Annotated in this window: 18 protein-coding genes; 6 read left to right on the top strand and 12 right to left on the bottom strand. The window is 61.1% G+C overall.

From position 1 onward, the window contains the following. Positions 1-136 precede the first annotated feature (136 nt). The 3 genes from NUH19_RS07410 (at position 137) to NUH19_RS07400 (ending at position 1,889) form a co-directional block, all read left to right on the top strand. Positions 137-1,210, top strand: coding sequence for a zinc ribbon domain-containing protein (locus tag NUH19_RS07410; RefSeq protein ID WP_262315920.1), 1,074 nt, complete (start codon positions 137-139; stop codon positions 1,208-1,210). Positions 1,211-1,311: 101 nt separating this feature from the next. Then, positions 1,312-1,569, top strand: a complete 258-nt coding sequence (locus NUH19_RS07405) for a type II toxin-antitoxin system prevent-host-death family antitoxin (protein ID WP_262315919.1) — start codon at positions 1,312-1,314, stop codon at positions 1,567-1,569. Continuing rightward, positions 1,569-1,889, top strand: a complete 321-nt coding sequence (locus NUH19_RS07400) for a type II toxin-antitoxin system RelE/ParE family toxin (protein WP_262315918.1) — start codon at positions 1,569-1,571, stop codon at positions 1,887-1,889. Before NUH19_RS07405 ends, NUH19_RS07400 begins: the two co-directional genes overlap by 1 nt. Before the next feature lie 139 nt (positions 1,890-2,028). Here NUH19_RS07400 and NUH19_RS07395 read toward each other — a convergent pair whose 3' ends face one another. From NUH19_RS07395 to NUH19_RS07360, 8 genes are all read right to left on the bottom strand, one after another. Further along, the gene (locus NUH19_RS07395) at positions 2,029-3,030 is read right to left on the bottom strand and encodes a DUF916 and DUF3324 domain-containing protein (protein WP_262315917.1); all 1,002 of its coding nucleotides are present in this window, start codon (positions 3,028-3,030) and stop codon (positions 2,029-2,031) included. A gap of 54 nt (positions 3,031-3,084) precedes the next feature. After that, a complete protein-coding gene (locus NUH19_RS07390) occupies positions 3,085-3,663 on the bottom strand; it encodes a WxL domain-containing protein (RefSeq protein WP_262315916.1) in 579 nt (192 codons plus the stop codon). A 100-nt stretch (positions 3,664-3,763) separates the two neighbouring features. Next, complete coding sequence (locus tag NUH19_RS07385; protein ID WP_262315915.1) at positions 3,764-4,738, bottom strand: ABC transporter permease; 975 nt, start codon at positions 4,736-4,738, stop codon at positions 3,764-3,766. Further along, complete coding sequence (locus NUH19_RS07380; protein WP_262315914.1) at positions 4,726-5,469, bottom strand: ATP-binding cassette domain-containing protein; 744 nt, start codon at positions 5,467-5,469, stop codon at positions 4,726-4,728. The genes NUH19_RS07385 and NUH19_RS07380 overlap by 13 nt, the downstream gene beginning before the upstream one ends. Continuing rightward, positions 5,466-6,434, bottom strand: coding sequence for an ABC transporter substrate-binding protein (locus NUH19_RS07375; protein ID WP_262315913.1), 969 nt, complete (start codon positions 6,432-6,434; stop codon positions 5,466-5,468). Before NUH19_RS07375 ends, NUH19_RS07380 begins: the two co-directional genes overlap by 4 nt. Positions 6,435-6,446: 12 nt before the next feature. Then, positions 6,447-7,418, bottom strand: coding sequence for a UbiA family prenyltransferase (locus NUH19_RS07370; RefSeq protein ID WP_262315912.1), 972 nt, complete (start codon positions 7,416-7,418; stop codon positions 6,447-6,449). Positions 7,419-7,546: 128 nt separating this feature from the next. Next, the gene (locus NUH19_RS07365) at positions 7,547-8,074 is read right to left on the bottom strand and encodes a GNAT family N-acetyltransferase (protein WP_262315911.1); all 528 of its coding nucleotides are present in this window, start codon (positions 8,072-8,074) and stop codon (positions 7,547-7,549) included. A gap of 10 nt (positions 8,075-8,084) precedes the next feature. After that, complete coding sequence (locus tag NUH19_RS07360; protein ID WP_262315910.1) at positions 8,085-8,405, bottom strand: hypothetical protein; 321 nt, start codon at positions 8,403-8,405, stop codon at positions 8,085-8,087. Positions 8,406-8,941: 536 nt separating this feature from the next. Here NUH19_RS07360 and NUH19_RS07355 point away from each other — a divergent pair. After that, positions 8,942-10,273, top strand: coding sequence for a replication-associated recombination protein A (locus tag NUH19_RS07355; RefSeq protein WP_262315909.1), 1,332 nt, complete (start codon positions 8,942-8,944; stop codon positions 10,271-10,273). A 70-nt stretch (positions 10,274-10,343) separates the two neighbouring features. On the opposite strand, the gene NUH19_RS07350 is transcribed toward NUH19_RS07355, so the two are convergent. Beyond that, positions 10,344-11,213, bottom strand: a complete 870-nt coding sequence (locus NUH19_RS07350) for an Rgg family transcriptional regulator (protein WP_262315908.1) — start codon at positions 11,211-11,213, stop codon at positions 10,344-10,346. Between the two features lie 383 nt (positions 11,214-11,596). On the opposite strand from NUH19_RS07350, the gene NUH19_RS07345 reads away from it, so the two are divergent. Then, on the top strand, positions 11,597-12,448 hold the full coding sequence (locus NUH19_RS07345; protein ID WP_262315907.1) for a hypothetical protein: 852 nt from the start codon (positions 11,597-11,599) through the stop codon (positions 12,446-12,448). A gap of 947 nt (positions 12,449-13,395) precedes the next feature. Here NUH19_RS07345 and NUH19_RS07340 read toward each other — a convergent pair. From NUH19_RS07340 to NUH19_RS07330, 3 genes are all read right to left on the bottom strand, one after another. Beyond that, positions 13,396-16,506: a YhgE/Pip domain-containing protein gene (locus tag NUH19_RS07340; RefSeq protein WP_262315906.1), complete on the bottom strand. Its 3,111-nt coding sequence runs from the start codon at positions 16,504-16,506 to the stop codon at positions 13,396-13,398. 15 nt (positions 16,507-16,521) lie between these two features. Beyond that, positions 16,522-17,079, bottom strand: a complete 558-nt coding sequence (locus tag NUH19_RS07335; RefSeq protein ID WP_262315905.1) for a TetR/AcrR family transcriptional regulator — start codon at positions 17,077-17,079, stop codon at positions 16,522-16,524. A 270-nt stretch (positions 17,080-17,349) separates the two neighbouring features. Further along, positions 17,350-17,511, bottom strand: a complete 162-nt coding sequence (locus NUH19_RS07330) for a hypothetical protein (RefSeq protein WP_262315904.1) — start codon at positions 17,509-17,511, stop codon at positions 17,350-17,352. Between the two features lie 333 nt (positions 17,512-17,844). Between NUH19_RS07330 and NUH19_RS07325 the strand changes: the two genes are divergently transcribed. Next, complete coding sequence (locus tag NUH19_RS07325) at positions 17,845-20,220, top strand: phosphoketolase family protein (RefSeq protein ID WP_262315903.1); 2,376 nt, start codon at positions 17,845-17,847, stop codon at positions 20,218-20,220. Positions 20,221-20,451: the final 231 nt, after the last annotated feature.

The following is a 20,451-nucleotide window of genomic DNA, read 5'->3' as shown; positions in this document are numbered from 1 at the left end:
AAGGCAGGTCCCGCAAGCGCGGCGGCCTGCCTTTTTGGCGTGGCGGTCGGGCGAAACATTGACGTGCCGGGAAAAATGCGGCATGATACGGTTAAATCGCCGCCGGTCCCTGTGCGGCGCCTCGGGAGGTAATAGGATGACAGTCCCTAAATTTTGTGCGAATTGCGGCGCCCCGCTGACGCCTGGTGCGAAGTTCTGCACCCGCTGCGGCGCCAAAGTGGCGCCGGTGGCCGAAACGCCGGCGGAAGCGGCGGGGCGTGACGCCCCGCGCGGCGCGGCCCAGGCTGCACCGGTGGCACCGGTAGCACCAGCAAGCCCGGCAGCGCAGGCGGCCCCAGACGCGACGGCTGCGGCGGCCACCGCGGCGCCGACAGAACCGGCAGACGCGGCCGAGGCCCCGGTCACCGCGGCAGAAACCGCGGCAGAAAACGCCACCGGCCCGGCCAGCGAGGCCCCGGCCAGCGAGGCCACGGCAACCGAAACCTCGGCCAGCGCGACCGCCTCAGCCAGCGCAACGCAGCCAGCGGCCGCGGCCCAGCCGACCGCTCCGGTCACCGCCACCCCGGCCTCGGCCAGTGCCACCCAGCCGGCGGCCGCGCCGGCCTGGTGGGTGAAGCTCTGCGCGGTGGCGCAAGACCCCCGCGTCGGGGCGGTTTTGACCGTTTTGATCGGGCTCGGGTGGTTCATCGGCGGCAACGCCTTGCACCGCGTGGTCACCGGCGTCAACACCCTGCTGAACACCATCGCCTTTGACGCCGGGGTCAACACCGAATCGCTCGGCCTCAGCGGCGTCACCAACGGCATTGGGGCCCTCGGCACGTTGATGATGCTGATCGCCATCGTCGTCGCCGCCGTCGGGGTGCTGGTGTGGTTCCGGCCGCAAAGCCGCGCGAAGGCGATGCTCGGGTTGATCACCACCGATCTCGGGGCGGCCGCCGTTGGCATTTTGCTGTACGTCGGCATCAAGTTCCAGTTGTCACACACGATGCTGCCCAACACCAGCTACTCGGTTGGCCAGCTGCTCAAAACCGCGCAAACCAGCACGGACTGGCTGAACAACTCGGCGCTTGGCAGCCTGAGCAAGTACACCGACATGCTGCGCGGCCTGATCGGCAACATCACGCTGGCCCAGACCATGTTGCTGGTGGTTGCCGTGGCCGGCGCCGTGGTCGGCGGCCTGCTTTTGTACGTGCGGGGCAAGCACGACTAGGACCAAAAAGGGCGACGGCCCTTTTTTCGTGACATCACGCTGCTTATTTGTTGCAAATTTGCGGCAGACATGATATCTTTTCTCGAAAAGGGGGTGATTTCTTGCAGGCTGCAGATCAAGATATTCGACCGGTATCGGAGTTGCGGCGCTACAATGAGTTGCTGGCCGACGTGACGCCTGACCATGCCATCACGTTGACCAAGAATGGCTACGGTAAGTACGTGGTGATGGATCTCTCCGAGTATCAGCGCTTAATGCGCCAGGCGCTGGGGGCTGAGTTGAACCGAATGATGACCCAAGCACTTCAGGAGCCGACGCGACCGCTTGCCGATTTCATCGCAGAGTTGCAGGCCAAGTGATGATGGCCTTAACAATCGCGGCTGGCGCTGAACAAGATTTGCTGGCGCTCCAGCAAGCACTTGATCGGCGATTTGGCCGCCAAGTCAGAAGACGCGTGATTGACGAACTCGTGCAGTCCTTGAACAAATTGGCCCAATTTCCCGGCCTAGCGCGACCGTTCTCGGGGCTGAAACTTTCCGTTGCGGTTCCGGGATACTTCTACCGCACTCAGCGAAACACGTTCCTGCTGGCGATAGACGAGACGCAGATTCGGGTGTTGCGCGTGTTGGATAATCATCAGGATGTTGCGGCGGCGATTGAAGCCATGTTGACGTGGTGACGCAAAATCGCCAGTTTCCAGGTCATTTGGAAGCTGGCAATTTTGAGTGTGAGTGGTTTAAGGTCACTCGAATTCTAGCGGTGATGCGGATCTGGACAACCGAGCGTCGAGGTACTTGCGGGTCGTTTCCCGTCCCGATTCAGTGCTTGCGCCGCCACTTCAGCAGCTTGCGCAGCAGGTAACCGGCGACAATCAGCACGGCCAGCAGGTCGACCAGGCGCATCAGGTAGGTCTGCCAGTGGCCGCGCCAGGCCGCGCGAACGCGCTTGACGGTCGCTTGGCGGCCGGCCTTGGCCGACACGGTGAAGCCGCGGGTGAAGCGCCAGCGGCCGTTGTCGCCAACGACGGTGGCGACCAGGCGGTAGCGGCCGGCCGCCAGCCCCGCGGTGGCCAGCGGCTGCTTCAGGGTGAAACGGTTGCTGGGGGCGAAGGCCAGCTGGCGGCGCCGCACCGTGGTGGGACGCTTGCCGACCGACGTGAGCCGCAGCCGCATCGTGACGTTGCCGATGATCACTGGCTCGGCGTTGGTGAAGGTCAGCGCCAGCGCCGGTGAGCCGCTGTCGCGGTAGCGAACGCGGTTCAGTGAAAGTCGCGGGGCCGGCATTTTGGCGGCTTCCTGCAGCGACACGCCGATGACGTAATTGGCGAGGTTGGCGAACCCCGCCTGGTGCTTGGCCTTCGCCGCCGCGGTGCGGGAGGTGACGTTGAAGGCGCCGAGCACCAGCCCGGCGAAGCGGCGCCGGGGGACGGTCAGCGTGAAGCTGACGCGGCGGGTCGCACCGGGTCCCACCCGCACGGTTTTGGTGCGGTCGGTGCCGAGCATCTGGGTGAAGCTGAGGTGGCTGGGCGCCGTCTGTGCGGCGCCTTGATCGTAGGTGATCATGCCGGTGGGGTTGGTGACGGCGTTGGCCGCGGCCACCTGCAGCCGCTGGGCGGTGGTGGCGGTGTTGGTGACCGCCACGGTGAGGGTGCGGGTGCGACTCGGGGTCAGGGTCAGCGCCAGGTAGGACTTGCCGGCGGCGTTGTCGGCCGGCAACACCGCCTTGGCGCTGAAGTCGTTGACCAGCGCGTGGGTGGGTTGGACCGGCGCCAGCAGCGCGGTGCCGAGTAGAACGGTGGCAATCATAAGCAGGTGCTTCATGGGCGTCTCCTTTGTTGAAAAATAAAAAGGCCACCAGGGCCTTTTTACCGAAAACTAATTGGCTGAGCTTGAGGTCTGCGTGTCACTGAGCGTCCAGGTAATCGGGGCGCTGTAGGTCCCGGCCGTCGCTGGTAGGTTGGTGACCCCGAGCGTCAGGTTGTTGAAGTCCAGCTGGGTGGTCCCCATGCCGGTGCCAGGGGCGGCCACAATCAGCTGCGACGCGGTGCCGGTCGGCATCCCGACGGCGCTGCCGACCGCAGCGGTCCCGCCGGAGACGCTGGTGTCACCGGTCACCGTGTTGGAGTTGAACTGCAGGTCAAGCGTGACACCGCTTGGCTTGGTGACTGCACCGAGCGTCGCCGCCAGTTGCCAGCCGGCGCCGGTGCCGCGGGTGTCGGAGACCTTGACCGGCTGCGTGGCCGTGCCGTTCAGCCGCTCGTTCAGCTTGTCGGCCGTGCCGGTGAAGTCGAGGTCTGGCACCTGGTCCAGGGTCAAGGCCCCGTCCTTGTTGCCGGTGATGTCGATGTTAACGTTGGAATTCTGCGTTTGGTCCGCCGCGTGGACGGTCGTTGGAAGCGTCAGCAGTCCGGCGGCGAGAATTACACCGCAAATCAAGAACTTAATATTTTTCATGACAATGCCTCCATTCGGGCAGTAGTCCTGCCTTCATGGATTAGTGTAACTCGTGAATTAGTTTTTGTTAAGGCGATGAATGCGCTTTATGTTATGATAATCAGCCGCGTTGCCACCGCAGCACGTGCCGCTCCACCGCGTTGAGGACAGCGAACAGCGCGAAGGCCACCGCCGCCAGCACCACGATCCCGGCGTACATCAGCGGGTAATCCAGGCGGTTCCACTCGTCCATGATGAAGTAGCCCAGCCCGTAGTTCGTCCCGTAAACCTCGGTGAAAAACAGCGTGGCGATTGCGGTGCCCAGCGCGATGCGCAGGGCAGAGAGCACCCCGGCAAGCGATGCCGGCCAGGTCGCAAACCAAAACAGCTCAAGCCGCGTCGCGCCGGCCACCCGCAGCTGCTTGTACAGGCTGTCCGGCACTTGCCGCACCGCGTCTCGCACCGAGATGATGATCTGAAACACCGTGATCAGCGCGATCATGATGATTTTGGCCGAGTCGCCCAGGCCGGCCAGTAGCATCACCACCGGCAACAGCGCGATCTTGGGCAGCGGGTAGGTCATGTACACAACCGGATCGAGCCAGGCGCCGAGCCGCGGCAGCCGCACGATGGCGATGCCCAGCGGCACCCCGATCAGCGCCGCCCAGCCCAGGCTCCAGCCCAGCCGGTACAGCGAAAAATACAGGTGCCAGCCGATCTGATGGCTCGCCAGCTGCGGCAGGACGGCGTAAACGGTGATGGGGCTTGGCAGCACCGGCTTGTTGACCAGCCAGGCCGCGATCAGCCACAGCACGTGCAGCCCGAGCAGCGCCCCGAGGGACTGACCGGCCCGGCGCCAGCCGCCGGGTTCGGCGCCGGGGGTCACGCCCTGACCGGCGGCTGCGCCGCGACCGGCATTGGCGGCTGCACTGGCGGCCGCACCGCGACCGGCATCGGTGTTCGCATCAGCGGCCGCGCCGGCGCTGACACTGGCGTTCGCGGCCTCGCTTGCCGGGTCGGCCGCCGTCCCGCGCGTCGCGGTCGTCACTGCCGGGTCGGTCGTTGTCCCGCTACGGTTGGTTTTCAGTCCTGCCATGTCGCTTCCACCTCCTGACGCAGCGCCGCCACCGCTTGGTAGTAGTCCGGCCGCTGCGGCCGAGCCGCCGGCGGCACCGCCGCCAGCGGATTGGCCCGGTGCTGGCCCCGGCCGTGGTTCAAGAGCAGCAGCGAATCGCCCAGCAAAAGCGCCTCCTCGAGGTCGTGGGTGATCAACAGCGTGGTTACCGGCCGCGCCTGCCACTGGGCCGCAAACAGGCGGTAGGCCTTGGCCTTGACCACCGGGTCCAAGGCGGCAAAGGCCTCGTCGAGCATCAAAAGGTCCGGGGCCTGGGCGAACGCCCGGGCCAGCGCCACGCGCTGGCGCTGGCCACCGCTCAACGCGGCGGGGTAACGGGCGGCCAGGTCGGCGATGCCAAGCGCCGCCATCACCTGGTTCGCAGCCGCGGTTTGGGCCGCATCCAAGCGGTGGTGCTGGTTGAGGCGCCGGGCCAGGGTCACGTTTTGGCCGACCGTGGCCCAGGGCAGCAGCCCGTAGTCCTGCGGCACCACGGCTAGGTGGTGTTGCCGCGGGTCGATTGGCGTCCCGTCAAGCAGCACCGTGCCGCTGGCCGGCACCTGGCGGGTGAGGGCGTCGATCAGCGTGGTTTTGCCCGTGCCGCTGGGGCCCAGCACCGCCAAAATGCCGCGGTCGGCGACGGTGAAGCTCAGCGACTTCAGGACCTGGCCGGCGCCGCGGCTCACGGTGAGGTCGGTGATGGTCAGCTTCATTCGGTCACGCCGCTCAGCGAGACGGCCGCGGGGTCCAGCGTCGTGGCGGTGACGCCTTCGGACTTGGCGTAGGCGAAGGCGGCCTTGAGCACCGCCGGCTTGACGGCATGCGCCTTCGTGTAGCGAACCAGCTCAACCTTAGGCACCAAGGCGGCGGGGTAGCCGATGTCTTGGGTCAAAATGCCTTGGAAGTCGGCGGCCTGGCCGGCGTTGAGCGTTTGGACCGCCCGGTTGTAGGCGGCCAAAACGCGCCTGGCGACCGGCTTGTTCTTGGCGAGGCCCGGGGCGACGGCCAGAATCGTGGTTTGGTAGGCGACCGGGTCGCTTTGGGCGATCACCCGGGCCCCCTTGGCCTTGGCAATCGCCATGAACGGGTCGGGAACAATCATCGCGTCGATTTTGCGGTCCAGGCACAGCTGGATGCGAGCGGGAATCTGGGCGACCTCGCTGAGTTTGACGTCTTTTTCACTCAGGCCGACTTGGGCGAGCGCCTGATCAAGGTAGAAGGTCGGCGTCTGGTGGGGCATGGTCGCGACCGTTTTCCCCTTCAGGTCGGCCACGGTCTTGATGCTCGGCTGGTTGGTCAGGATGCCGAAGGAGCCATTCAGGCCGGTGGCGATTTTCCAGCCCAGCTTGCCGTTTTGGTAGGCGGCCAGGGTCACGACGTCGGTCACGGCGCCGTCGAGCTGGCCGCTGGCCACCGCGGCGTCGCGCTCCTTGGGCGACTTGAAGTTCTGCAGCGTGACGTTGAGGTGCTGGGCTTTGAAGTAGCCCTTCTTCTGCGCCAGGTACAGCGGAATCGACTCCGGCGCCGACATCGTGCCGAAAGTCAGGTCGACCGTCTTCGCCGTTTTGGCGGTCGGGGTCTTGCTCGCCGACCCCTTCAGGCTGCTTTCCTTAGGGGCACAGGCGACCAGCAGCGTTGCAACCAGCAGGGTACCCAGCCCTAACCCAAGTTTCTTCATTCGTATCTCCTCCTAAAAAAGTTTCCAGATGGTCCAACCGGCCAGCACCAAGACCTCGGCGCCGGCGGTCAGCAGCAGGTTGTTGACGGCGGTTTTGAATGTGAGCCGCCGCACTTGCACGGCCAAAAACCGCCGGATGTTCTTGTGAATCACCGGCCAAAGGCCCAGCACCAAAAGTGTCGGCCAGGGCATCACCCCAAGCGCTACGGCCGCCACAATCGCGACGTCAGCGGCCACCGGCACCCAGCGGTAAATCGCCAGGGACCGGTCGTGGCCGAGGTACACGGCCAAAGTCGCCCGGTGGTTGGTGATGTCCTCTTGAATGTCGCCGATGTTGTTGGCAAACATGATGTTGGCCTCCAGCACGATGATCGGCGCGGCGACCAACAGCAGCTTGGCGATGGTCGCAACGTCACCGTGCAAAACAAACGCCTGCCAGCTGAGGTCAAGCCCCAGCGGCCGGTGCGGTACGTTGACGAAGTAGGCGATGAAGAAGGTCCCGAAGCCTTCGGTCATGCTGGAGACCAGCTCGCCGATCGGCAGCCGCGAAATCGGCATTGGCCCGAAGGTGTAAAAAATCGCGATGGCGATGGCCGTCGCCCCGATGAACAGCAGCACGAGGTCGGTGCGAACCACCAGCACCAGCCCGGCGCAGACGGCCACGCCCAAAAGCGTCAGCATCAGCGCCATGATGCGCTGGGGGTTCAGGTGAGCGGTGCCGAGGATGTTGCCGTTTTGCCGGTAATCCTCGTCGTGGGACTTGTGGAAGTCCTGCACATTGTTGAAGCCGGTGACGAAGCAGGCAATGCTCATCTGACCCACAAAGTAGATCAGCGTGTTGACCCAATTGAAGCCGCGCTGGTCGTACCAGGCGTATAGCGTCCCCAGGGCGAAGGGCATCACCGAGGCCAGCTTGACCGGCAGCCGGATCAGCTGCAGGAACAGGGGCAAGGTGAGTTTGTTGTAAGGCGTTGTCTCGTGCATGTGAATCCTCCCGTCGCGGCAGCGAAGCGCTGCCAACACTCATCCAGTCTACGTGAGCCGGCGGGGTTTGTACACAATTGCACAAAAAAATGAGAGGCACCGCCCCTCATTTTTACGCCGATTTAATTTTAGAATTGGAAGGCCGGGTCTGCGGCCACGCTGGCCGCGGTCAGCACCAGCCGGTCCGCGGCGGCTGCCGTGAAGTGGTTGGCGGCCAACAGCGCCCGGGCCGCGGCGGCCTCTTGGGGGACCACCACGAACAGCGATTGCAGGCCGAGCTCGAAGAACGCGAACCCCGCCACCCGCGGCAGCACCTCGGCCATCACGGCCGCCGGCGTGGTCGCCAGCGCCTCGAAGCGCAGCTGCGCCGTGGTTTTCGCTTCATTGAAGTTCCACAGGCAGATGCTGCCGAGAAAGGCGCCGGTGGTGCGGTCGCCGATGCCGTACAGCAGGGCCTGGTCGCCCATCACCAGCTGCATCGAGCGGTTGACGTACCGCGCGGTGGCCTCGATACTCGTATCGACCTCGCGCCCGGACAGCGCGGCTTGGACCGCATCGGCGCGAAGGGCGTGGACGTCCTTGAGGCGAAACAGCGTCAGCCAGTCGAGCTGGTAATGCGCCGACAGCAGCGGGTGGTATTTTTCAAAATGGGCCATGTCGCGCCTCCTAGAAGATGCCGTTGTCCTGTGGGTCGGTGATCGGATCGTTGAAGTTCTTGTGGTAGTAGGTCTCGTTCATCACCTTGTACTTGCCGTTGGCGAACTTCGCGATCAGGTCGCCGGGGGTGGCAATCTGCGCGTCGGAGTTGGGCACGTGCAGCTCAACCGACGGCAGCGGCGTCAGCGCGACGAACTTGGCGTCCGAACCGAAGAAGGTGTCGATGGCCGCGCGGTCGATGTTCTCACGCACCGGCAAAAAATACGACATCTTGGCAGTGGAAAACGCGGCGAACTCGCCGCCGGGAAACTTGGATTCAAAGGCAGGCATTGCCGGGACCTCTTTTCAATGGTTTCACTAAGTATATCACGTATAATGGAGAGGGTGGAGCCAGCCGGGTTTAGCGAGGCGAATAGCCTAGCTGAGTCGCATGGGCCCGGGCTTGGCCCAAGCGACGCGGCGTAGCTATTCGAGCTCGCGTTGGCTGGCGTAGCCCGTTTATGGAGAGGGTGGAGCAAGCCGGGTTTAGCGAGGCGAATAGCCTAGCCGAGTCGCATGGGCCCGGGCTTGGTCCAAGCGACACGGCGTAGCTATTCGAGCTCGCGTTGGCTGGCGTAGCCCGTTTATGGAGAGGGTGGCGCCGAGCGGGTTTAGCGGGTCGGGTTGCCTAGCCTAGGCAATCGGGGCCCTCCAGCCGCTACACAGCGGTATCACGCGACAGACGGATTACTGCAGGTATGTCATTCGGTACCTGGCCGTAATCCGTCTACGTTTTACATGATAGCGGGCTTTGGTTTCCAGCACGTGCCGCTATCCGCCGCGATTCGTTGTTCCAATTCCCACGCATTGTGAAAGAAGGCACCTTCATGGACTTATTTGAATCCGCCGGCCAGGCGCTGCAACCGCTGGCCAGCCGCATGCGGCCGCAAAGCCTGGCCGAGTTTGCCGGGCAGGCCCAGCTGGTCGGGCCCGACGCCGTTTTGACCAAGCTGATCACGCAAGACGAGATTCCCTCAATGATTTTCTGGGGGCCGCCGGGCGTGGGGAAAACCACGCTGGCGCAGATCATCGCGCGGCAGACCAAGGCGGCCTTTGTGAACTTCTCCGCCGTCACCAGCGGCATCAAGGAGATCAAGAAGGTGATGGCAGAGGCCGAGAACAACCGCAAGCTGGGGCAAAAAACCATTGTTTTCGTCGACGAAATTCACCGCTTCAACAAGGCCCAGCAGGACGCCTTTTTGCCCTATGTCGAACGCGGTTCGATCACGCTGATCGGCGCGACCACCGAGAATCCGTCATTCGAGGTCAACGCGGCGCTGCTGTCTCGCACCCGGGTGTTCGTGATGAAGCCGCTGGCCACCGCCGACTTGGTGGGGCTGTTGCAACGCGCCTTGCGCGACCCGCGCGGCTACGGCCTGGAAAAAATTGCCATCGAACCGGACTTGTTGCAGCGCATCGCTGCCTTTGCCAACGGGGATGCGCGAATCGCGCTGAACACGCTGGAGATGGCGGTGACCGACGCCGGCGGCAAGCCCGGTGAGGTGATTCACGTCACGAAGCAGGCGGTCGGCCAGCTGCTGTCCAAAAAGGCGCTGCTCTACGACAAGAACGGCGAGGAGCATTACAACCTGATCTCGGCCTTGCACAAGTCGATGCGCAACTCCGACGTCGACGCGGCGGTTTACTGGCTGGCGCGGATGCTCGAGGCCGGCGAGGACCCGCTGTACATCGCCCGGCGGCTGGTGCGGTTCGCCTCCGAGGACATCGGCATGGCCGACTCCCGGGCCCTGGAAATCTGCACCAGCGTTTTTCAGGCCTGTCAGTTCATCGGGATGCCGGAATGCACCGTTCACCTGACCCACGCGGTGGTGTACCTGAGCCTGGCGCCGAAGAGCAACGCCCTGTACACGGCCTACTCGGCAGCCAAAAAGGACGCGACGGAAACACTCGCGGAGCCGGTGCCGCTGCAGATTCGCAACGCCGTGACCGACCTGATGGGTGAGGTCGGCTACGGCAAGGGTTACGAATACGCGCACGACACCAAGGACAAGCTGACGACGATGCAGACGATGCCGGACAACCTGGTCGGCCACCACTACTACCACCCGACCACGCAGGGCAGCGAGGCCAAGGTGGCCCAGCGGCTGGCGCAGATTCAGGCGTGGCACCGGGAACACGACGGCGGTCTCGACGACTAAATCACCGATGTCGCCCATGAACATGAACGGGACGTCCCTCGGCCTTGGGCTGAAGAACGTCCCGTTTTCGTTACAAGGCGGCGACTGGAACACCCATCTGCTGGAGCCACGCCAGGTCTGATGTGAGAAGTGACTCTGCACCGATTTCGTTCAAAAATGCAATCAGGGTCTGCATACTGGCCAGTGTTTTGGCGCGAGTGGACGGATTGAACTCGTAGCGAAGTGTGAGATCAACGAGGCGAGTACGGTATTTAAGCAGGAGACTGTTGTTTTGATTATCAAGCCGGGGTAAGCAATCGAGCAGATATTTTCCTAACTGAGCATTATGTTTTTCAACAGCTCGTACACTCGCGTTGAAAAAACCGTTTGAGAGAGTTGTAACCAGTGATTTTGATTGACCAGAAGTAGTGAATTCAAGGATACTTCGTGCCAATAATGGTGTCAGCTGTTCGTTGGAGACAAGATAGATGATGTTGCTGAATAAGACGAACTCAAGTCGAAACCAACGCTCATTCTTAAGGAGATAGTCTGCTACCGGTTCAATCTCAGCGGCCGTCAATTCGCTTTGCTTTTCGTAGAAGAATTGATAACCACGCAACAGATGACCAATCAGATTGTTAACATAGTCAGAACTTGCTTCGTAAAAGGCAACTTCGGAATCGAGCTGTTTGCCATCCTCTGAGGCGGCGACACTTGCAAGCAACCGCCAAGTCCGAGAGGAACGATTTGGCTCGTCACATAGGCTCAATGCCTCGGTCAATGACCCATGGGCATTATGAAACATCTGAATTGCGTTAACGACGGAGGGGACTCCGCTACCGTTTTCGAAGCGAGATACCGCGCTTTTACTACTGCCGACGCCAACTGCCGCGAGTGTCAGACCGCGCCGTGAACGCATGGCGAAAAGGAGTTCACCGAGCTGATTGACCGTTGAATTCATTAGGATAGCCTCACTTTTCCCGATAATGGGACAACAAGATGATACTGATTGGAATGGCGAATTTAACAGGATAAGATGTGAGCGAAAGGAGGCGCAAAATGAGAAGACCTTGGTGGAAAATCTTGTGTGCGATGATTATGATTTTTTCAGTTGCTGGTATCATTATCATCTCCAACGAGACAGATGGCGGTGACAGTTTTGCAGTCAGTCACCGGACAGTTCTTTGGTCAGAGGTAACGCAGTGATGGAATGTTCAAGTCGCAGAAGCGAGTGGCATATGCTGAACTGCTAGTCGTGTCTCGGGATGAGAAATGACAAGTGACACTATCGACAGTCAGTCTGTTACGCTGCTTTGCTGAAGCATTGTCGAGAAGGGTTTCGTTATGAGAAAAAAGCTTTTGCTTACGCTATTTTTTGGGGGGCTACTTTGTTTTAGTCTGTCTAATCGGCAGTCTGTCTCTGCGACGGAGGTAGAGGATACGGTTGCATCATCCTCTGTTGTTGAGTACCACATTTTGTCGGTTCAAGATTATGTTGCCGCGCAAAACCGGATTCTTACACTTCCTAAGGAGAATCAAGATGACGCCTTAAAGGCCTTGGCGGACGCAACACCACGACTAATTCTAACACAAGTGATTGGTTCGGCGTTCTCAGCTTTAGAAACAACACAGTCGCAGATTTTACCAGATGATACACAGACAATAACTGCTACGAATGGTGTTGAGGTGCAGGTCACATCAAGTGATCATGCTACTGATGAGACAGGACGTGTGATTCCAGAAGAGCGAAGCGGTTTTTTCGCCAAAAAGAATGGTGTAACGAAGGCCTTTGGAGCAAGACGTTGCGATGCATATGTTAAACTCCCTGGTATTATTGCCTTTGATTTTTACACGCATTATCGAGTTGGTACGACAGGTTTAACGCTCACCTCAGCAAATTTTTATATTGTGACTGACTACGTGGGTTGTTTCTCTGAAGGGGTAGAATATAAAGAGGCAGAGGACAAACGTGCTGAAAAGGTTGGATATGACATCAACGGCGTGTGCATGTTAAAATCTTCGATATCAATTAATCTCGGCGTATCAGCAGTTGTTGCTAGTGCTTCAACTTCTGTCGGTTATTCAACGACCTTCTACGTGGTGAGTTACGTCAAGATGACCTCGAAGCATAGTAGCAGCGTAACCGTTGATGAAGGAATGAATATCCTGTCACATTCTCTACTAAATACCTTCTAGATTGGACGTAGCCTGCGGCGAGAATCCCTTGCTAGCAGGGCAGATTACTTTAGCTCCACTTTATGAAGTCCTGAGGAAAGGGAGCTTTGTCATGCGAGATCTTTGGTTGAACATTCAGACGCTTGGCGGTTTTATCGCTTTTATGTTACCTGTTATCGTGTTTTTGGTCATTTTCGCCGCGGTAGTGATTGGACTTGTCTGTCTCATTATGTTTGTTGTTCGTCAGGAGCGCCGATCTAATCGGAATCGCTAGCCTGGCTTGGACTGATGCCTCTGAGAACTCGTGCGGTGTAGGCTAGTGTTTGCATTCCACTGGCCGGATGACAAAATTCGGGGGAGACACGTTACGGTCACGCAGAAATAGGCAGATACAATGCAGCGTAAGCCGTATTGTATCTGCCTATTTGCGTGAGTGTTGAATGAAATACTTCCCGCTAACCCCGCCGTACTCGGCTCTGGGTTCGTCGAGTTCCGTGCGACAACGGCAACTCGTCCAGCTAAGGCCAGCACTCGGGGCAAGGAACGCCCCAAGCACTGGCCTTGCGCTAGACGATTGCCTAAATTCGCCGCACTCCGCTCTGGGTTCGTCGAGCTCCGCCGAGCATCGCCGGTGCGTCTAGCTCGGGTCGGACACTGGGCCAAGTTCGGGCCCAATGCCCAACCCTACGCTAGCCGGCCGGCTAAACGCTCGGCTGCGCTCTGGTTCGTCGAGCTCCGTGCGGCAACGCGGGTGCGTCTAGCTACGCACTGACGCCGAGGCATAACCCGCCTCAACGCCAGCGCTAGGCTAGCCGACCCGCTAAACCCGCCGCACTCCGCTCTGGGTTTGTCGAGCTCCGTGCGGCAACGCGGGTGCGTCTAGCTACGCACTGACGCCGAGGCATAACCCGCCTCAACGCCAGCGCTAGGCTAGCCGACCCGCTAAATTCGCCGCACTGCGCTCTGGGTTACTTTTCCACTTCCTGCAACTTCTGGTTGTCGTCCAGCTGCGAGACACCCATCAGGTGCTTGCGCTGCAGGTACTGCATGACCAGCCAGAGGAGGGCCAGGGAGCCGAGGATAACGCCGATCAAGACGACGACCGCCTGGGCGACCGTGCCGGAGGCGATGCCCGAGGTGATGGCCTGACGGAAGCCCATGATCGAGTAGCTCATCGGCAGGAACGGGTGGATGACGTTGTAGAAGTGGTTGGTGATTTCAAGCGGGAACGTCCCGCCGGCACCGCCCAGCTGCAGCATCAGCAGCACCATCGCGACGAAGCGGCCCGGGTTGTCCAGCCACATTGACAGGAACATGACCAGGTACATGGACGCGAGGGCGAAGAGCTCGGCAAAAAGGTAGAAGAGGCCGACGTGGTCGACGGTCAGGCCGGCCGCGATGATCAGCGTGGCCTCGACCAGCGCCATGCCGGTGGCGACCAGGCCGCCGAGCACGATCTTGGAGGCGAACCACTGCGTCGCCGTGCCGTCCTTCTTAGAAACCTTGCGGATCGGGTAGGCGAAGTTGAAGACCAACGCGCCGACGTAAAGTGCTAGGGACAGCACGTAAGGCGCCAGGGCGTGGCCGTAGTTGTCGACCTTGCTGTAGAAGCCGTGGTGTAGCTTGGTCGGGGCCGCGAACATTTTGGCCGTCTTGTCGCTCAACTTAATGCCGTTGACCTGCTTGGCGCCAGCGCCGAGGCTGGTCGACAGGGTCTTGGCCCCGTCGCCGAGCTTGTCGGTGCCGGAAGTCAGGTCCTTGGACTTGTCGTCAAGCTGCTTGGTGCCCGAAGCCAGCTGGGTGACGCCGCTGGTCAGCTGCGGCAGCTGCGCCTGCATCTGGCCGAGGCCGCTTGCCAGCTGCTTGGAGCCTGCGGTCAGCTTGCCGCCGTTGGCCGCAAGCTGTTGGCCGCCGTTGTTGAGCTGGGAGACGCCGGCTGTCAGGGCCGGGATCTGGCCGTTCATGGTGTTGAGGCCACCGGCGAGCTGCTGGGCCCCGCCGTTGAGCTGGGAGACGCCGGCTGTCAGGGCCGGGATCTGGCCGTTCATGGTGTTGAGGCCGCCGGTCAGGGTGGCCGCACCGAGCTTCAGCTTGAGGCTGTTGGCGGTGACGAGCCCAACGCCTTGGTCGAGCTGGTCGATGCCGTCAAGCAGCGCCGGCAGCCCGGCGGTCAGCTGCGCAACGCTTGCGTTCAGCGTGTCGGAGCCTTGGGTCAAGGCCGTGCCCTTGGTGGCCAGAAGCTTCGCGCCGGCTTGCAGCTGGGTGAGGCTTGCCGCGAGCTTGGTGATGTCGCCGGTTGAGGCCAGCTGGGTGTCAAGCGCGGCAGACAGGGCCTTAGCGCCTTCCTCAAGCTGGGTCAGGCCGCCCATCAAGGTCGCGGTGTCGGCCGTGTCGGCGGCGGTGCCGGTCGCTTTTTGCTGCGTGGTGGCAAAATCCATGAAGTCCGCGTACATTTTGTCCAGCGACTTGGCGGTGGCGCTGTCCTTGGCCACACCGGCTGCGGTCAGCTGCGCCTTGGTCGTGGCGTAATCCAGCACGACCTTGGTCGCCTTGGTCTTGGCCAGGGCGCTAGTGGCGGTGACTTCCGCCTTGATCTTGGTGACGCCGGCCGCCATCTTGTCGATGTTGCCCTGAAGCGTCTTCATGTTGCTCGGCAGCGTCTGCGCCGCCGCGTTGAGCTTGGTCAGGTTGTCGGACAGCGTGGTGACGCCGGCGACGTACTTGCCGGTGCTGCTGTTGAGCGTGGCGCTGCCATCGGCCAGCTTCTTGAGGCTGGCGGCGTCAAGGCTTGCCGTCTGGCTCTTCATCGCGGAGACGCCCTTGGCGACCTGGGAGACGCCAGCGGTGTAGTCGCCGATGCCGGTGTTCAGGGTCTTGGCGCCATCGGCGAGCTGCTGGGTGCCGTCTGCCAGCGGCTTGACCTTGCCGGCCAGCGTGTTGATGCCGCCGGCGAGGGTGTCGGTGCCGGCGACGTACTCGCCGAGACCGCTGTTAAGCGTGTTGGCACCGTCTGCGAGCTTTTGGGTGCCGGCGGCCAGTGGCCCGACCTTGGACTTGAGTTCCTTGGTGCCGTCCGACAGCTGGTTGGCGCCGTCTGCGAGCTGCTTGGTGCCGGCGGCCAGTGGCCCGACCTTGGACTTGAGTTCTTTGGTGCCGTCCGCCAGCTGGTTGGCGCCATCGGCGAGCCGCTTGGTGCCGGCGGCCAGTGGCCCGACCTTGGCGTTGAGCTGCTTGGTGCCAGCGGCCAGCTGGTTGGCGCCGGTAGCGAGCTTTTGGGTGCCGGCGGCCAGTGGCCCGACCTTGCCGGCCAAGGTGTTGATCCCGGCCGCCAGGGTGTCGGCACCGGTGACGTATTGATCAAGCCCCGCGTTCAGGGTTTTGGCCCCGCCAGCGAGCTGGTTGACGCCGCTTGTCAGCGGCTTGACCTTGACGCTCAGGGTCTGGACGCCGTCGTTGACCTTGGAGACGCCGACGACGTACTGGGAGACGCCGTCATCCAGCGTGGCGAGGCCGTCGGAGAGCTGCGTCGCCCCCTTGGCCGCCTTGTGCATGCCTGAGCCAACCGTTTTGATCTGGTCGAAAACGGCGCTGGCGTAGGCGTTGGTGACGTTGGCGCGAATCTCCTTGTCGAGCTTGTCGACGCCGATGCCCGAGATCACCGAGCTGAGGTAGTTCAGCGAGTCGTTGGTCTGGTAGGTCAGCCGCATCTTCTTGGGGTTGGCGTCCAGCACGGTCGCCGCGTTTTGCGAGAAGTTCGCAGGGATGGTGACGACGGTGTAGTACTTGTTATCTTTCAGCCCCTTGGCGGCCTGCTTGGCGCTGACGAAGTGCCAGCCCAGCTGCTTGTTCTTGCGCAGCTTCTTGACCGTCTGCTCCCCGACGTTCAGCTTAGTGCCGTTGTAAGTGACGGCGCGGTCGTTGTTGACCACGGCGACGGGTAGGTCCTGGGTGTCGCCGTACGGATCCCAGACCGACTTCAGGAAGAAGATGCTGTACAGGAACGGGATGATCATGATGACCATCACGGACAGCAAGATCAGCTTGTTGCGCTTGATGAACCCGAATTCATCTTTTATCAATATCGTTGTGCCTCCTTATGCGATGACTTCATTGAGGTAAAGGCTGACCAGCTGGGCGTAGTTCCCGTTTTGACCGTGGGGCATGAAGCCCATGATCTCCAGCACGGAAAAACCCAGGACGCTGGCAATCAGCGCCTGCTCGAAGGCCTGCGGGGACATGTGGCGCAGCTTGGTGTGCGTGATCAGCCGCCGCAAGAGGTCCAGCACCTTGGCCGTCGCGGCCACGAACGGGCTGTCTTGCGGGTAGCGATGCACGTAGTAAAAAAGCTGCACCAACGCGCCGTTTTGGTCGAAGAACTGATGCGCCGTGGCGGTGTAGGCGGCCAGGGCCGCGCGGCCGGACAGGCCGGTCGCCGCCTCCAAAAGCTGCGTGTAAAGGTCGGCCATGAAGGTCGTGCCGAGGTCCTCGATCACGGCCTCCACGTTGTCGTAGTAGTTGTAAAGCGACTGCGAGCGAATGCCCAGCCGCTTGGCCAGGTGCTGAAAGCTCAGCGCCTGAAAACCGTCCTCACGCACCAGCGCTTGCGCCTCCGCCAGCACCTGAGCGTGGTCAAGCCTGCGGTGTCCCCCCATGGTTGTCCCTCCTCAATTGATTTCACCCAATAAATATTACAAGATGTAAATATAAAGGGATTCATTGAAGCCCACAACCTACAAAATGTAGATTGTGCCCAAAAACGCGCAAAAACCCCCGGCGCGGTGAGGCGACCGGGGGTGAGGTGGCGGGGCGAAGCAGCGGTGAGGGAGCGGGGCGAGCGAATTGGGCGTTGGCGCGACAGCAAAACACGCGTTGGCGCCACCGAGTGGGGCCAACGCGTGTCTGTCAGTGTCTAGTTGGTGCGGCTACAGCCGGAAGTGCAGGTCCGGATGCGTGTCTAAGACCACGACGCCGATCATGAGTAAGGCGGTGATGACCGCGGCGACGACGGCATGCACGGCGAGCAAGGCGGCAAAGGCGAAGGCGGCCACGCCCAAAACGATCCAATCAAAGGTGTTCATTGACATAAGACTCACTCCTTTAGACGCGCGATGGCGGCCGAGCGGTGCGACCGCTTGATTCCGCTTTCATTATATCACCTTCCATTCGAGTTTGTGAATAGTTTTTCAATTCAACCGGTCCGAGCCGGAAAAAGGCGGCCGGCGCGGCGGGGGATTACAATAGTAGAAGGGGCTGTCGCGGCCGGCTCACCCCGCCCGGCTCCGCCCTCTAAACGGGCTCCCCCGAGCAACGCGTTTCGCGCTTTTCCACTTTTTAAGCAATATTAAGCGAAACTAAGTGATTTTTCCGTTTTTCGTGGTATACTGGGGTCAACAACTTAGAAAAGGATGGTGTCGTTCATGACGACAGCAGTTGATTATTCTTCCAAGGACTACTTCGACAAGATGACGGCTTACTGGCGTGCGGTCAATTACGTGTCCGTGGGTCAGCTTTACCTCGCCGACAACCCGCTATTAAAGCGGCCGTTGGAGTCCGACGATGTGAAGTTCTACCCGATCGGCCACTGGGGCACGATTGCCGGCCAAAACTACATCTACACGCACCTCAACCGGGTCATCAACAAGTACAACCTGAACATGTTCTACATTGAAGGTCCCGGTCACGGCGGCCAGGTCATGATCTCCAACGCTTACCTGGACGGCACCTACACGGAGACCTACCCGAACATCACCCAAGACGAAAAGGGCATGAAGATCCTCTTCAAGCGCTTCTCCTTCCCGGGTGGCGCGGCGAGCCACGCCAACGCGCAGATTCCAGGTTCGATTCACGAAGGCGGCGAGCTGGGTTACGCCCTGAGCCACGCGACCGGCGCGATTCTTGATAACCCGGATGTGATCGTCGCGGCGGTCACCGGTGACGGCGAAACCGAAACCGGGCCGCTGGCGACCAGCTGGTTCTCCAACACCTTCATCAACCCAATCACCGATGGCGCGGTGCTGCCGATCGTTCACATGAACGGCTTCAAGATTTCCAACCCAACCATTCTGTCCCGCAAGTCCGATGCCGACCTGCGCAAGTACTTCGAGGGCATGGGCTGGGATCCATACTTCGTCGAAGGCGACGACGCAGACAAGCTCAACCCGATTATGGCCAAGACCATGGACACCGTGATCGAAAAAATCAAGGCGATCCAAAAGCACGCCCGTGAAACCGGCGACACCACGATGCCGCACTGGCCGGTGCTGATCGTCCGCACCCCAAAGGGCTGGACCGGCCCGAAGACCTGGGACGGCGAGCCGATTGAAGGCTCCTTCCGTGCCCACCAGATTCCGATTCCAGTCAAGCGCGACGACATGACTCACGCCGACTCCCTGGAAGGCTGGTTGAAGTCCTACAAGCCGGAGGAACTCTTCGACGACAACGGCGTTTTGAAGCCTGAACTACGGCAACTGACGCCCAAAGGTACGCACCGCATGGCGGCCAACCCGATCACCAACATGGGCTACAACACCAAGCCGCTGGTGCTGCCGGACTTCAAGGACTACGCGCTGGACAACACCAAGCGCGGCCAAAACGTCAAACAGGACATGATCATCTGGTCCGACTACCTGCGCGACCTGATCAAGTTGAACCCGGACAACTTCCGCGTCTTCGGCCCTGATGAAACCATGAGCAACCGCCTGTACGGCCTGTTTGAGGCCACCGATCGCCAGTGGTTAGAGCCGATCGACCAGAAGGGTTGCGATGAGAAGATGGCCCCGAGCGGCCGCATCATCGACTCGCAGCTGTCCGAGCACCAGGCGGAAGGCTTCAACGAAGGCTACACGCTGACCGGGCGCCACGGGCTTTTCACCTCCTACGAGGCGTTCCTGCGCGTCGTGGACTCCATGCTCACCCAGCACTTCAAGTGGATGCGTGAGGCCGCCGAGCAGCCTTGGCACAAGCCTTACCCGTCCCTGAACGTGGTGTCGACCTCCACGTCCTTCCAGCAGGATCACAACGGCTACACCCACCAGGATCCGGGCATTTTGACCCACCTGGCCGAGAAAAAGGGCGCGTTCATCCGCGAGTACCTGCCGGCCGACGCCAACTCGCTTTTGGCCGTATCGCCTAAGGTCTTCGAGAGCCAAAACACGATCAACTTGCTGATCACCTCCAAGCAGCCGCGGCCGCAGTTCTACTCCATCGAAGAGGCGCAGGTTCTGGCCAACAACGGCCTCAAGCGCATCGACTGGGCGTCCAACGACGACGGCGTTGAGCCGGACGTCATCATCGCCGCAGCCGGCACCGAGCCGAACATGGAGAGCCTGGCCGCCATCGACCTGCTCCATGCCAACTTCCCAGACCTGAAGTTCCGCTTCATCAACGTGGTCGACCTACTGAAGTTGCGCTCGCCCGAGCGCGACCCCCGCGGCCTGACCGACGAAGAATTCGATCGCTACTTCACCACCGACAAGCCGGTCTTCTTCCAGTTCCACGGCTTCGAGGACCTGATTCGCGACATTTTCTTCGACCGGCACAACCGCAACGTCTTCGTTCACGGTTACCGCGAGGAAGGCGCGATCACCACGCCGTTCGACATGCGGGTGCTCAATGAGCTCGACCGCTTCCACCTGGCTAAGGACATCATCGCGCATGTCCCGGGTTACGCCGAAAAGGCCGGTGCCTTCATCCAGAAGATGGACGACACCCTGCAGTACCACCACGATTACATCCGCGAACACGGCGAGGACATCCAAGAAGTCCTCGACTGGACGTGGACCGACATCAAGTAACACCGCTCTGCTCCGGACACGACAGGCCGGGTGCGTCGCAAGACGCGCTCGGCCTTTTCGTGTGGCGGCGGCAGACCCGCGATTGCCGAATGAAAGCGCTTGACTTTTTGTAAGCACCCAATAACAGACCGGATATGATTGCCCCTTGCCGGGCAGTATGATTGCCTCATCAAATCTAAATTGGTGAGGTAATTTTATGGATGAGAAACCTGAGATTGTTCGGATCAAATT

It is taken from the genome of Lacticaseibacillus parakribbianus, assembly GCF_025490915.1.
GTDB classification, from domain to species: domain Bacteria; phylum Bacillota; class Bacilli; order Lactobacillales; family Lactobacillaceae; genus Lacticaseibacillus; species Lacticaseibacillus parakribbianus.
The sequence above is the reverse complement of the archived record's forward strand: the minus strand, read 5'-3'. Positions and strand labels throughout refer to the sequence as shown.